Here is a 13,151-nt window from a genome sequence, read left to right on the forward strand (position 1 = left end):
GCATGACCGACGAGGAGCCACCCGCGGACCTCGCCGGACAGTCCGGTCACGACATGTGGGTCCGTCCGTACACCGCGACGTACGGGCGGACCCAACCCAGCACGGTCCTGGACCTCATGTCCCTCGTGAAGGCCACCGGTCGCGGGCGGATCTCGCTGGACCGGTTGGGCTACGAGCACGCGCAGGCACTTAGCCTGTGCCGCGTGCCGATCGCGGTCGCCGAGGTGGCCGCGCACCTGCGCCAGCCGGCGAACGTCGCGAAGATCCTGCTCTCGGACCTCATCGACGCGGGCGCGGTGACCACCCGGCCGCCCGCACACGACTCATACACCGACAACCCAGAACTCCTGGAGGCGTTGCTTGTTGGTCTCCGAAACCTCTGACGCGGAGTTCCCGCGCCAGCTCAAGATCCTTGTCGCGGGCGGCTTCGGCGTCGGGAAGACCACGTTCGTCGGCTCGGTGAGCGAGATCGAGCCACTCACCACGGAGGCCACGCTCACGACGGCGAGCGTCGACTCCGACAGCGTGGCGGGCGTCGAGGGCAAGACGTCGACGACCGTCGCGATGGACTTCGGCCGGATCACCTTTCCCGGCCCCAACCTGATGCTCTACCTGTTCGGCACCCCCGGCCAGGACCGGTTCTGGTTCATGTGGGACGAGCTGTGCCGCGGCGCACTGGGTGCCGTGGTCCTGGCCGACACCCGCAGGCTGGCGGACTGCTTTCCCGTGGTCGAGTTCTTCGAACGGCGCAACATCCGTTTCCTGGTCGCGCTCAACGAGTTCGCAGGCGCGATCCGGTACGACACCGACGAGGTGCGGACCGCGCTCGATCTCAAACCCGAGATTCCGCTGGTGCGCTGCGACGCCCGGGACAAGCACACCTCGTGCGCCGCGCTCATCGCACTCGTGGAACACGTCCTCGCCGACTCCCGGCCCCGGTCCGGGAACGGCGACCGCGCACAACTGATGCGGAGTAACCGATGATTGACGAGCACACCGACCGCCGACTGCTGACCGCGCCGCTGGACCCCGAGGTCCACCGCCGCATGGCGCGCCTGCAGCAGCTCGGGCTGGGCAACCATCCGGTCCGGGAGTTCGACGAGTTCGCCGCGCGCCTTGCCGGCTGGGCACGCACCTCGCTGGCGATGGTCAACTTCATCGGTGAGGACCAGCAGTACTTCGCCGGCTTGTACGCGGGGAACAGCACCAACGCCGGCGTGCTCGAGGCGGCCCAGACGTCCGCGAACGCCTCGGTCAGCCGCGTGATGGCGCGCGACCACGGCTGGTGCCCGTATGTCGTGGCACGGCGCAAGGCGCTCGTGCTCGACGACGTCTGCGCCTACCCGCGGTTCAGCGGCAACCCCGTTGTGGACGAGATCGGGATCCGGTCCTACATCGGGGCGCCGCTGATCGACGACACCGGCGTCGCGCTCGGCACGATCTGCGCGGTGGCGGACCACACCAGCGACTGGGGCAGGCCAGGGCTGGAGACCATCAAGTCGATGGCCGTCGAGCTCGTCGACATGATTCAGCGCCGTCGGTAACCTCCCGCGGCCGACGCGGTCCGCAGGGCCGCACTGCTCGACCGGAGCCGTTCGGACAGCCGCTCCGACCACTGGCGCTTCGTGTCACCCAGCGCGATCTCGGCGAGCCGGAGGCGCTGGATGTCGGAGGTGCCGGCCGGGGCGTAGATGTGGTGCGCGTCGCGCAGCAGCCGTTCCAGCTTGCGGCCGGTGGACAACCCGTGCGCGGCGTGCACCTCCATCGCGGTGCGCGCCGCGTTGAGGGACAGCTCCACGTTGACCAGCTTGGCGTTCATGAGCTCCGCGTCGCAGGGCAGCCCCTGGTCGAGCATGTGGACCGCGTGGTAGAGGCTGATGCGTGCGGTCATCAGGTCCGATTGCAGCTGGCCGAGCTTCTGCGCGATCGTGGGCATCTCGCTCAGCGGCCGACCACCACGCGGCCGCCGCTGTGCGAACTCGACGGTCTCCTCGACGATCGCCTGGTGGATGCCGAGCGACACCGCCGCGAGGTTGGGCCGTCCGTAGAGCACGCTCGACGAGTAGGCGACCTTGAGCCCGTCACCCTCCTCACCCAGAAGATTTTCCGCCGGTACGCGGCAACTGTCGAAATAGAGCTCGCCGAAACTGAATCCGCTCAGGCCCATGGCCACCTCGTGTTCCGGCAGCGACAGTCCCGGGCTGTCGGATTCCACCAGGAACGCCGACAAACCCGTGGACCCGAGTCCAGTGCGGACAACGGTGCCGTGCAGGTCTCCGACGTGGCTGTTTCCGACGAATACCTTGCGTCCGTTCAGGACGTAGTGGTCGCCGTCGCGTACCGCGGTCGAGCTCATGCCGAGGACATGACCGCCCGACTCGCGTTCGGTGACGGCGATCGTGGGCAGGCAGCGGCCGTCGCTGACGGCCGGCAGCCAACGGCATTTCTGCCGCTCACTGCCGTAGTGCAGGATTTTCGCGGTACCGAGCTGGGATGCCTGGACCATGGCGCCCATCGCGCCGCTGACTCGCGAGATCTCCTCGATGACGATCGTCTTCGCGAGGTGGCCGAGGCCCATGCCGCCGTATTCCGGGTCGACGGTCACGCCGATCCATCCCTTCGCGGCAATCATCCGCGCGAGGTCGACCTCCACCGACCGGGACTCTTCCATCGCGGGGACCCGGGGTTCGATCTTGGTTTCGGCGAAGGTGCGAACCTCGTCACGGAGTCGATGGTGATGCTTGGTCATGAAATAGCCGTCTAAACCCTCTCCCGTATTCAATGCGACGCCCCTATTTCGTCAATGACCAACACGATCTCCCTGGTGACGTGCGACCGTCCCACTTTGCCAGTGACCGGCCGGACAGAGTACCGCCTACGCGGTGATCCAAGTCATGCTGAAGTTGATCATCGTCACAGTGCGCGACGACAGCAGGGGGCGGCATCCGTCGCTCTTGTCGCCCACGGACCGTCCACACCCGAGACGCCCGCCGAGGGCCTGGCCACCCGCCACTGCTGTAGGCGGTCATACGGCGATACCCACGGTCCTTACCGCACGCGAGAGCATTTCCCGTTGCGGACAGTTCGTAGGTCCCATCTGGACGTGGGCGCCCGCTCCGTCGCTTGAGTGTCTCGAAAGGCCAGGACGTGCAACGCCTTGTCGCCCTGGTCTCATGGCTGGACTGGGTGGCGTGCAGGCGCCCGGTGACCCGGTGCTGGGCGCGATCGGCGGCGCGCACGGGCTGCGGCCGGTTCGTCGGGGCTTCCAGCAAGGTCCGTGACCGTGGCCGGACCTGGTTTGACGCGCTCGCCCCGGAGATCACGTGGCACAGCCTCGCGGAGAGCATTTGCCCCCGCGGGGTGTGACGCGTACCGAGTGGGGTTGTTGCTCTACCTGGCCGGCCTGTCGTCCGGCGCGCACCCGCCAACAGGCACACAGGACATCCTGGACTCCATCGCGACCGGCAACGTCCCCAGTCACTGGCGGCGTTCGTGGAGCGAAACGGAGGAATTGTCAAAGCCGTGGGCGGGCGGTCGCAGCCGCCGATCGAGGAGCACTTATTCGAACTGTGACCCAGCCCGCCGGGTCATCCGGATATATGAAGGCTGTGCTTCCGCCCTCGTCCTCGGCTGTGCCGGACACCGATATGGCGAGGAAACGAGTGCGTGAACCGGTGTGCACGACAGCATCGAGCGTTGCGCTCGCCGCTGTCTGCCAGGTGCCTGTCGAGCAACACGACATCCGGGTGGAGTCGTAGCGTGGCCTCCACGCGGACGGCACGTCGCCGCCTGGTGACCGGCGCTGGTACGGACAACCTGCTTCGAGCGACTGACGGTGCGCTCGTGCAACAGGTATGCCGCGGTGCGCCCCCGAACCGTCATCGCGCGAGAGTTCGCCGACCAGATCGCGGCCTACCTCACGTTGCCCGCCGATCAGCTCGCCCGGCGGGGAGGTCCGCACGTGGCGTTGATCGCTCCAACGATTGCGATAGCGGCAGTTCATGCTCGGGCCAGCCGAGCGCTCGGGCGCCGAGCACGGCGGTGTGCAGGGTGAAGCGATGTGTTGGATCGGCCGGGTCGTAGCCGGTCAGGGCTTTGACCCTGGCGAGCCGGTAGGCGACTGCACGAACTGATAGGTGCAGCCGTGCGGCGGCTTGGGTGGCGATGGCGCCGGTGGCGAAGTACGCCTCGAGGGTGGCGAGCAGTGCCGCGGCGCCACTGCGGGCTTGCACCAGGGGGCTGAGCACGGTGTGGACCAGGTCGGTGATCGCCGGTAGGTCACGAACCAACACGCGGTAGACCAGCATGTCCTCGGCTTCGATCACCGGGCGCTCCAGCCGTAGCCGTGCCGCCATGGACAGCCCCTCGCGCGCTTCCTCGTATGAGCGGGCGATCCCGTACGCGCCCAGATGCGGACGTCCGACCGCGATCTGCCACGGCCGACCGCGCCGCAGGCGGTCGAGCTCGGCATGCAGGACGCGCCCGAGGCTGGTCGCCTTGCCTGGGTTGGACCGCACGCCGGAGACGGAGGCAGGTTCGGCCGGCACGAGCACGACCACTTGGCCATCCTTGGTCGCGACCAACGCATCGCGGTCGCCGAACCGATCCAACACGATCCGCTCGAGCGAGCTGACTGCGGCCTCGATGTCGGGCAGCCGCCGGCCGGGGGCCGCCAGCGCGACCTGGTGGGTGCGGGTCAGGTCAAGGCCGAACGGTTCGGCGCGCTCGACCAGCTCGCCCAGGTGGGCGTCTCCGCGGAGCAGGTCTTCGATCAGCTCGCGCCGGATCGTCTCTTCGCGGCGGACTCGCTCCCGGAGGGCCTGCGCATGGCCGTCGGCGAAGACCGCGACGGCGTCGTCGATGACCTGCAGCACCGCGTCGGCGGCCGCGCGCACCGCCGCGCTGTCCCGGGCACGGACCACCATGGGGAGTTCGGCCCAGACCTGCCTGGCTGCGGAGAGGTACAAAGAGACGGCCTGGCCGGCCGGAACGCCCGATTCCGCCGCGCGCCGGCCGAGCACACTGACCGCTTCGAGCTCGGCGCGGCGGGGTCGGCGTCCGTGTGTGGCGGCCTCGGCGAGGAGCAGTAGGTAGTCACCCAGGAGTTCCTTCGGGACGCCGGCGAGGTTGCTGGCATTGTCCGCGGCACGGGACAGCCAGGTCTCGTCCTCTGGCCTGGCCTTCACCGTATGCCCGGATGGTCGTTCGGCTTGCCCCGCACGGCGTTTCCAGCCACCTGTCCACCTCCCCGGTCCGTCGGCGACATCGATGCCCCAAGTACACCGCACCCCGCACGTTCGAGCACTCGCGAGTCACCGGCCTAGGAACCGGCAGCCTGATCGGGGTTGGGCGCCCGTGTGCCCTTCCGACGGGTCGGCGCAGGGCCGTGCGGCGTCGTCGGCGGCAGGACGGGGTCCCGGCCCAACAGGTCGACGAGCACCGCGGCTTGGCTGATTTCCGGCCTCTTGGTGGCGGTCAGGAGGGTCAGCCGACGTCCGTCGGCCAGCTCTCTCAAGTGCCGCAGAGCCCGGGCACGAACAGGTTCGGTGAGCTCGACCCGGTAGCGCCGGCTGAACTCCACGAACTTGGCGCTGTCGTGCCCGTACCACGTACGCAACGCCGGCGACGGTGCGACCGCCTTGCACCACTCGTCGAGTTGAGCCGCTGCCTTGGACAACCCGCGCGGCCAGATCCTGTCGACCAGGACCCGGACTCCGTCCTGTTCGGTGGGTTGGTCGTAGACGCGGCGCACCACGACGTCGGTCACGGTGACGACGACCGGTGGTGTCGTTCGACGAGCTCGGGCTTGATCCGCCGCAACTCGGTGGGGGGAAACGGCGCGAGCAGATTCCAGGCGAGATCGAGGGTCTCCTCGATGGAGCGCCGTCGCTGGCTCTGTCCGACGAAGCGGCGTTCGAAGTCCTCCGCGAAGGCCAGGATGCGGCGGTCGTCGTCGCTGAGGGCTTGCTTTCCGACGATCGAGATGAGGCGGCGAAGCTCCTGCCCACGTCCCAGGAACGTGGCGAGCTGGTCGGCGACGCCGCGGTGGTCCTCCCGGGTGTGTCCTGCGCCGATTCCGGCGTTCATGAGGCGGCTGAGGGAGGGCAGGACATCGATGGGCGGTGAGATCTCGCGTCGATCGAGTTCTCGGGACAACACGATCTGCCCTTCGGTGATGTAGCCGGTGATGTCGGGGATCGGGTGGGTGACGTCGTCGTCGGGCATCGAGAGAACCGGTAGGTGGGTGACCGTGCCGCGCCGCCCACGGATCCGGCCGGCGCGCTCGAAGAGCGACGCCAGGTCGGAGTACATGTAGCCGGGGTACCCGCGCCTGCCGGGTACTTCGTCGCGGGCGGCCGCGGCTTCGCGGAGCGCCTCGCAGTAGTTGGTCATGTCGACGAGGACGACGAGCACGTGCAGATCGAGTTCGAAGGCGAGGTACTCCGCGGCGGTCAGGGCGGCGCGGGGACAGATGAGCCGCTCCGCCGCGGGTTCGTCGGCCCGGTTCACGAAGACCAGTGACCGTTCGAGGGCGGCACCCTCTGTGAAGCGGGCCCGGACGAAGGCTGCCTCCCGATCGGTCACGCCGATCGCGGCGAAGACCACCACGAAGTCGTCCTCGGAGTCGTCCTCGGAGCCGCGGACTCGGGCGGAGTGCGCGATCCGGGTCGCGAGTTCGAGGCCGGGCAGGCCGTAGCCGGAGAAGATCGGCAGCTTCTGCCCGCGGACCAGGGTGTGCAGCCCGTCAATCGCGGAGATGCCGGTCTCGATGAACTCGGCCGGGTAGGCGCGGGCGACCGGATTGACCGGGGCTCCGTTGAGATCGCGCAGGGCCGTAGGCAGGACCGGCGGTCCGTTGTCGATGGGCCGTCCCATGCCGTCGAGGACCCTGCCGACGAGGTCGCGTCCGACGGCCAGTTGTGCGGACCGGGCCCGGACGAGCACGGCCGTCGAGGTCACGTCGAGCCCGCGGGTACCGCCGAGGACCTGGACAACCATCCGGTCGCCCTCGATCTCGAGCACCTGACCGCGTCGCAGCTCGCCGGCGGGAGTCACGATGTCGACGATTTCGTCGAAGGCGACCTGATCCGCGTGTTCGGCGACCAGCAGCGGGCCGGAGACGTAGGCCACGGTGCGGTGTTCTGTGGTGTACAGCTGCCGGGTCACAGGTTCTCCAGTTCGATCTTGATACGGTCCACCAGGGTTCTGGCGCGCTGCTCGGCCTCGGCCGCTGGCCAGAGCCGCATCTGCGCGAGCTCCGTCACCGATGGGGCCGCAGCGGCGGATTCGACGGGCACGTCACGGTCCACCGCGGCCGTCATCGCCGCGTCCGCGGCCCGGATCGCCCTGAGCATCGCGATCTGCTTGGGCGGGTCGCAGTAGGCGTCCTGCGCGTCGAAGGCTGACTGCTGGAGGAAGTCCTCGCGCAGCAGTTGGCCGGTTCGGAGCAGGACCCGCTCCGGCGGGGCGAGTGTGTCGGCTCCCACGAGCTGCACCACCTCGAGGAGCTGCGCCTCGCGTTGGAGCAGTTGGCTGGCCCAGGCGCGGTGTTCGTCCCAGTCTGGGGCGATCTCGCGTTCGAACCAGTCCGTGAGGTCGTAGAGTGTGTAGCTCCGGTTCCAGTCGATCGCCGGGAAATGCCGTGTTCTGGCCAGCGACGTCTCGAGTGCCCAGAACGTGCCCGCCAGGCGAAGCGAGTGCTGGGTGATCGGTTCGGAGAAGTCGCCGCCTGCGGGTGACACGGCGCCGATGATCGTCACCGACCCCGTTCGTCTCTCGGACCCGGCGCACCGGACGACGGCGCCTCGCTCGTAGAACTCCGCCAGCCTTGACGACAGGTACGCCGGATACCCCTCTTCGGCGGGCATTTCCTCCAGCCGGCTGGAGACCTCGCGCAGGGCTTCGCCCCAGCGGCTCGTCGAGTCGGCCATCAGGGCGACGTGGTAGCCCTGATCGCGGAAGTACTCCGCCACCGTGACCCCGGTGTAGATCGACGCCTCCCGCGCGGCGACCGGCATGTTGGAGGTGTTCGCGATCAGGATGGTTCGTTCCATCAGCGACGCCCCCGTGCGAGGGTCGATCAGCTGGGGGAACTCCTGCAGCACCTCGGCGAGCTCGTTGCCGCGTTCACCGCAGCCGACGTACACGACGACATCGGCGCGCGCCCACTTCGCCAGGGACTGCTGCAGCACGGTCTTTCCGGTTCCGAAGCCGCCGGGAATAGTCGCGGCTCCGCCCCGGGCGATCGGGAAGAGGACATCGATCACCCGCTGACCCGTGATCAGCGGCGTCGACGCGGCAAGCCGTCCGGAGACGGGCCGCGGGTCGCGCACCGGCCACCGGCTCAGCATGGTCACCGGCACCTCGTCGATCCACGCGATCGGCTCCTCCACCGAGTGTGGACCTGAGCCGACGTTCGTTATCACGCCGCGGATGTGCGGTGGGACGAGAATCCGATGCTGCAACGCCGTCGTCTCCGCGACGACCCCCAGGACGTCCCCGGGGACCACGCGGTCACCGGTGGCGACGCTCGCCTCGAAGGTCCAGGCCCGCTCACGATCGAGCGACGGCAGGGAGGCGCCGCGCGGGAGCAGCGGGCGACCGAAGGGGTCGTCGCCCACCCGGGCGAGCACCTCCAACGGGCGCTGTGTTCCGTCGAAGATGCGGCCGAGCAGGCCGGGCCCGAGTTCGACCTCCAATGGGCGGCCGGTGTCGAGCACGGGCTCGCCGACGCGCAGTCCGCCGGTGTTCTCGTAGACCTGGATTGTGGCCAGGTCGCCGTCGAGCCGGATGACCTCGCCGGGAAGCGCGGCGTGGCCGACCCGCACCACGTTGTAGAGACGCACCCCGCCGAGACCACGCGCGACCACGACCGGCCCCGCGACGCGCGAGATCTCACCGGTCGGCGCAGGCCGGTCGGCGAGGAGCTGCCCGTTGGGTGCAGGTGTGGCCGTCATCGTGCCGTCCTCTCGTCGCCGAACGTGATCTCGTAGCCGATCGCCTGTCGCAGCAGCTCCAGCAATCGCTGCCGCCGGTCCCCGGCCGGCTCGGTCGCCGTGCCCGCCGGCAGCGGCACCACCAGCGGGACGCGCAGCGAGTCGAGCCGGCGCCGCAGCGGCCGAGGCAGCGCCTCGAAGTAGGGGGCGTGAACAGCGATGACACCGTCCTCGTCGGCCAGCAGTTCCTCGAGGGCGGCGGCCGCCTGTTCCGCCGACTCGACCTCGACGGTGCTCGCGCCGCCGAGGCGGTAACCGACCGCCAGGTCTGGGGTCGTCAGCACGAGTAGGCGGCTCATGCTCGTCCCCCCGGCCGGACCAGCTCGGCGCGCACGACCTCGGGCGGAATGCCCCGAACGGCCGCCTCGCCGAGGAGGCGGAGGTTCCGGGCTTCGACCTGGACCGCCGTCGTGAAGGCGAGTGGGATGTCGATCGTGAGCGGATCTCCGGTGGTGAACAGCGCGGTCGCGTCGGCGATAGCAGCTCGCTCGAATGTCCGTTGTAGGCCGTGCAGGTCGCCGGTCGCCGTCCATTGTTCGAGCGCGGCCTGCCAGATCCCGCCAGCGAGCCTGCCTACGGTGGCGACGACCGCCGCCGGCGTCGGAGCCGGCACGATCATGGCCAGCGCCGCGGGCGGGATCGAGCCGCCGGCGAGCGCGGCGTCCGCCGCCGGCACGGTGCCCTGGGCGCCGGACGCGATCGCGTCCCGCAGCCGCAGGGCGACGACCAGGTTGTGCTCGTCGATCTCCCGCTGTCCGAATCGGACCAGGGTCGCGCCGTCCCTTCCCGCCGACTCGAGCCTGCCGGAGAGACGTGCCGCGTGGTCGGCGAGGATCGACCGCTCCAGCGCGGCCAGGTCACCGGTGCGTTCGTACTCTCCGAACGCCGCGCGCAGCGCACCGGCCTGCTCCCGGTCGGGCATCCTCCGGGCGAGCAGGTCGACGACGCCGGCGAGCTCGCGCGGGCGTAGGACCTCGCGGACGACTGGCTCGACCAGCCATCCCACCGGCACGAGCGCGGCCAGTGCGTCGTTGACCGAGGTCTCCGGATGTGCCCGCGCACGCAACACGGCGATGACGTTGTGGATGTCGAAACGGGAGAGCATCACGTCGACCAGTTCCCGGGCGCGTCCGGAGTAGAAGGACCGCATCTCCTCGAGCGAACCCGCCAGCCGGGACCGGATGACCAGGTGCAGGCGCCGGATTCCGCCGGCCCGCCCGGCCGCCTCGCCCGGAGGCGCGTAGGGCGTGTCCGCCAGCGCACGGAGCATACCGTCGGCGTCCTCGCCGAGGAGGTGCTCGTAGGCGGCGTTGTTCAACAGGTCGCCCTTGCGGGCGCGCAGGCGGGTGTTGCCGTAGTCGAAGTCGGCGTGGCGTATCCGCATCACGGGACCTCCGCCAACTCTGTTCCTACGCCGGTGCCCAACCACTGCGCGAATCGGCCACGCAGCAGCGTGTCCGCGTTGGCGAGGCGCTCCTCGAGCGTGTTCCTGACGGTCCGGCCGTCGTCACCGGCAAGCTCGACTCCGCCCCAGGTGTCCAGGACGGCGACCACCCGCAGGTCACCGGTCAGCGACACCGCGAGGTCGGCGTCGCGGCGGTCGACGCGCAGCTCCCGTGCGTTCGGCAGCGCCGCGCGGCTCTCGTCGAGGAGCGCCGCGAACAAGGCCGGGTAGGAGGGCGAGCCCCGCAGCGCGGAGAGTCCCTCCCGAACACGGCCGAGCAATGAGGCGTATGCCTCCTCGCGGGCGACCCGAACCGTGTCCGCAGCCCGCAGCCGGGCCAGCGCGCGCACTCGGTCCGCCGCGGCCAACGACTCCGCCTCCGGTGCCGTGGTGAGCTCCGCCTCCACGGCCGCCGCCTCACGCCGGGCCGTGTCGACGATCGCGGTCGCGGTCGCGGCCTTGTCCCGGTCGGCGCGAAGGCGTTCCTCCTCGGCTTCGACCTCGATGGCGCGCAGCAGATCGTCGAGTGCCATGGCCGGCCTACAGCAGCACGATGATCATGGCGGCGACGGCGAAGCCGAGAATGACGAGCGTCTCGGGAATCGCCACGAGAAGAATCGCCCGGCCGGCCAACTCCGGCTTCTCCGCGATCAGTCCCATCGCGGCCGAGCCGATGCGCGCCTGCGCGTATCCGGTGGCGAGGGCGGACAGTCCTACCGCGATTCCTGCTCCGATTGCGATCAAACCGGTTTCCATTGCTGCTCTCCTATGTAGTGGACGGGATCTGGCGTGTCTTGTTCTGTCCGAACGGTGTGAACGGGCGACCGCCGCCGACGAAGAACGCACCGAAGAACTCCACGTACTGCAACCGCAGCGACTGGATCATCGGACTGAACGCGGCCAGGGCCAGGTTGAGCGCATGGAAGAAGGTCGCGACGAACACCCCGATCCAGATCGGACCGACCGAGCCGAGCTCGTTCGCGACGTTCGCGAGGTGAGCCGACGCCAGGCCGACGGCCGCGATTCGTAGGTAGGACAGGATGTTCCCGATCCGGCCCAGCAGGTCCAACGCCCCGGTCGCGATGCCGAGCGCGCCATGCAGCGACATGACGAGGAGCAGCCCGACAGCGATCAAGATGACGGCGGGCGTGAGAGCACCCGGCGGCAGGCCGCCCATCGTCCACGCGGCCAGCGCGATCAAGCCGGCGAGGGCGAGAACTGCACCCAGCTTGTCCAGCAACACCCGGTACTCGCGGAACCGAATCGCCTGCCACGCACCGAGTCCGAGCCCGAGAACGACGTGCGCCGCCCCGAGTGCCACGGCTGACAACAGCAGCGGCTCGAGCGTCACGGCGGACGGCCGCTCCCGCCACAACGCCCAGTCCCCGAACATTCGCGTGCCCAGGTCGCCGAACACCTCGCCGTAGAGGACTCCGAAGAGGACCGACCAGGCCGCGCCCAGGAGCAACACCCGAACCAGGCCGGAGACCTCGGGCACGCGCGCGGCGCGGGTTGCCAGCTTTCGACTGGCGAGGATCGCGAGCACGAGCAGGAGTGCGCCGTACCCGACATCCCCGACCATCGCGCCGAACATCAACGGCAGCAGGATCGTCATGAGCAGAGTCGGGTCGACCGAGCCCGCGCGAGGTAGTTCCAGGAACCGGACGAGCGACTCGAAGGGTCGGGACATCCTTACGTTGTGCATGAGTACCGGAGCCTGCGGGTCGTACGGCGAGGTCGACGTGTCCTCCACGAACAACGCGGACCCGACTCGGTGGTCGAGCTCGTCCCGCAGCTGGTCCACCCGTGACCGCGGTATCCAACATTCGATGAGGAACGCGCGCCGGGTCGCGCCCAGCTCGCCGGCCGCGGTCAGCAGTTCGAGCTCGGCGAGGATCGCCGTGCGGAGGGCTGCGAGCCATTCGGCGTGGGGAACCAGCAGCGCCTGCCGCTCGGCCTGCGCATCGTCGATTTCGCGGGGAACCTCGTCGAGATGGCGTTGCATCGCCTCGACGGTCGCGGTCAGCGACAGACCTTCGAATCGCTCCGATAATGCGACGCTGCGGATCGCCGAGCTCTCGAGGATCGGCCGGACGAGGTCCGCCGACTCCACCGGAAACACTACGAGACATCCCATCGCCTCGTCCTCAACCCGGGTCGAGGCCAGTTCGAAGCGGGTGCCGAGTTTGTCCGCCAGTTCGGTGCGGAGCGCATCGACGAGCCGCTCGTCCTCGGTGTTGAGGACGACGACCACCGTGGCGAGACCGAGCAGACGCAAGTCCTCGGCGTCGAGTCTGGCGAGGACGGGCACGAGCGACAGCAACAGCCGAAGCGGCCCGAGATACGTCGGCAGGACGAGACGCTCGTCGCTCAACGCGTCCAGACGCCGGCTGACCTCCTCGACACCGGCGGCGAGGCTTCCGAGCGTCCTGCGCAGCCCGGGCAGATCGAGCGGCCGTTCCAGTGGCTGGAACGTACCCGCTGGACGTGGTGCATCCGACAGCTCGCCCAGCAGCATCTCGGTTCGAGTCAGGATGCGGGTGAGTTCCTCGATCCGGGCCGAACGGATCTCCGCGCCGTCCAGCCCGTCCAACGAGTGCGCGATGCGCGCGTCGGCAAGCTCGACGAGTTCGAGCCGGTGCAGTGCGCCGAGTACGGCATCGGCCGCGGACCGGTGACCAAGGATCCGCACCTTCGTCATGGGAACGAGC

At 69.4% G+C, this 13,151-nt stretch carries 13 protein-coding genes; 3 read left to right on the forward strand and 10 right to left on the reverse strand.

Going from position 1 to position 13,151, the window contains the following annotated elements:
• Positions 1 to 2 precede the first annotated feature (2 nt).
• From ACRDTB_RS00460 to ACRDTB_RS00470, 3 genes are read left to right on the forward strand one after another with little or no spacing between them, the layout of a single operon-like run.
• Positions 3 to 383, forward strand: a complete 381-nt coding sequence (locus tag ACRDTB_RS00460) for a DUF742 domain-containing protein (protein ID WP_431427797.1) — start codon at positions 3 to 5, stop codon at positions 381 to 383.
• Positions 364 to 984: a GTP-binding protein gene (locus ACRDTB_RS00465; protein WP_431427907.1), complete on the forward strand. Its 621-nt coding sequence runs from the start codon at positions 364 to 366 to the stop codon at positions 982 to 984. Before ACRDTB_RS00460 ends, ACRDTB_RS00465 begins: the two co-directional genes overlap by 20 nt.
• Positions 981 to 1,544, forward strand: a complete 564-nt coding sequence (locus tag ACRDTB_RS00470; RefSeq protein WP_431427798.1) for a GAF domain-containing protein — start codon at positions 981 to 983, stop codon at positions 1,542 to 1,544. Before ACRDTB_RS00465 ends, ACRDTB_RS00470 begins: the two co-directional genes overlap by 4 nt.
• On the opposite strand, the gene ACRDTB_RS00475 is transcribed toward ACRDTB_RS00470, so the two are convergent.
• The 10 genes from ACRDTB_RS00475 to ACRDTB_RS00520 all read right to left on the reverse strand — a co-directional run bounded on the left by ACRDTB_RS00475 (position 1,529) and on the right by ACRDTB_RS00520 (position 13,141).
• Complete coding sequence (locus ACRDTB_RS00475; protein WP_431427799.1) at positions 1,529 to 2,782, reverse strand: acyl-CoA dehydrogenase family protein; 1,254 nt, start codon at positions 2,780 to 2,782, stop codon at positions 1,529 to 1,531. The two genes, ACRDTB_RS00470 and ACRDTB_RS00475, sit on opposite strands and share 16 nt — an antisense overlap.
• A gap of 1,135 nt (positions 2,783 to 3,917) precedes the next feature.
• The gene (locus ACRDTB_RS00480) at positions 3,918 to 5,021 is read right to left on the reverse strand and encodes a PucR family transcriptional regulator (protein WP_431427800.1); all 1,104 of its coding nucleotides are present in this window, start codon (positions 5,019 to 5,021) and stop codon (positions 3,918 to 3,920) included.
• Between the two features lie 299 nt (positions 5,022 to 5,320).
• The gene (locus ACRDTB_RS00485) at positions 5,321 to 5,767 is read right to left on the reverse strand and encodes a DUF488 domain-containing protein (protein ID WP_431427801.1); all 447 of its coding nucleotides are present in this window, start codon (positions 5,765 to 5,767) and stop codon (positions 5,321 to 5,323) included.
• Positions 5,764 to 7,167, reverse strand: a complete 1,404-nt coding sequence (locus ACRDTB_RS00490) for a V-type ATP synthase subunit B (protein WP_431427802.1) — start codon at positions 7,165 to 7,167, stop codon at positions 5,764 to 5,766. Before ACRDTB_RS00490 ends, ACRDTB_RS00485 begins: the two co-directional genes overlap by 4 nt.
• Positions 7,164 to 8,957: a V-type ATP synthase subunit A gene (locus tag ACRDTB_RS00495; protein WP_431427803.1), complete on the reverse strand. Its 1,794-nt coding sequence runs from the start codon at positions 8,955 to 8,957 to the stop codon at positions 7,164 to 7,166. Before ACRDTB_RS00495 ends, ACRDTB_RS00490 begins: the two co-directional genes overlap by 4 nt.
• Positions 8,954 to 9,295: a V-type ATP synthase subunit F gene (locus ACRDTB_RS00500; protein ID WP_431427804.1), complete on the reverse strand. Its 342-nt coding sequence runs from the start codon at positions 9,293 to 9,295 to the stop codon at positions 8,954 to 8,956. The genes ACRDTB_RS00495 and ACRDTB_RS00500 overlap by 4 nt, the downstream gene beginning before the upstream one ends.
• Positions 9,292 to 10,380: a V-type ATPase subunit gene (locus tag ACRDTB_RS00505; protein ID WP_431427908.1), complete on the reverse strand. Its 1,089-nt coding sequence runs from the start codon at positions 10,378 to 10,380 to the stop codon at positions 9,292 to 9,294. Before ACRDTB_RS00505 ends, ACRDTB_RS00500 begins: the two co-directional genes overlap by 4 nt.
• Positions 10,380 to 10,973 (reverse strand): hypothetical protein, encoded by a 594-nt coding sequence (locus ACRDTB_RS00510; RefSeq protein ID WP_431427805.1) that lies wholly within the window; start codon positions 10,971 to 10,973, stop codon positions 10,380 to 10,382. Before ACRDTB_RS00510 ends, ACRDTB_RS00505 begins: the two co-directional genes overlap by 1 nt.
• 7 nt (positions 10,974 to 10,980) lie before the next feature.
• Complete coding sequence (locus tag ACRDTB_RS00515) at positions 10,981 to 11,184, reverse strand: hypothetical protein (RefSeq protein WP_431427806.1); 204 nt, start codon at positions 11,182 to 11,184, stop codon at positions 10,981 to 10,983.
• 22 nt (positions 11,185 to 11,206) lie between these two features.
• Positions 11,207 to 13,141 carry a V-type ATP synthase subunit I gene (locus tag ACRDTB_RS00520; protein ID WP_431427807.1) on the reverse strand — a complete coding sequence of 645 codons (1,935 nt, stop codon included), beginning with the start codon at positions 13,139 to 13,141 and terminating at the stop codon, positions 11,207 to 11,209.
• Between the last annotated feature and the right edge of the window lie 10 nt (positions 13,142 to 13,151).

The organism is Actinophytocola sp., assembly GCF_050699935.1.
GTDB lineage: Bacteria > Actinomycetota > Actinomycetes > Mycobacteriales > Pseudonocardiaceae > Actinophytocola.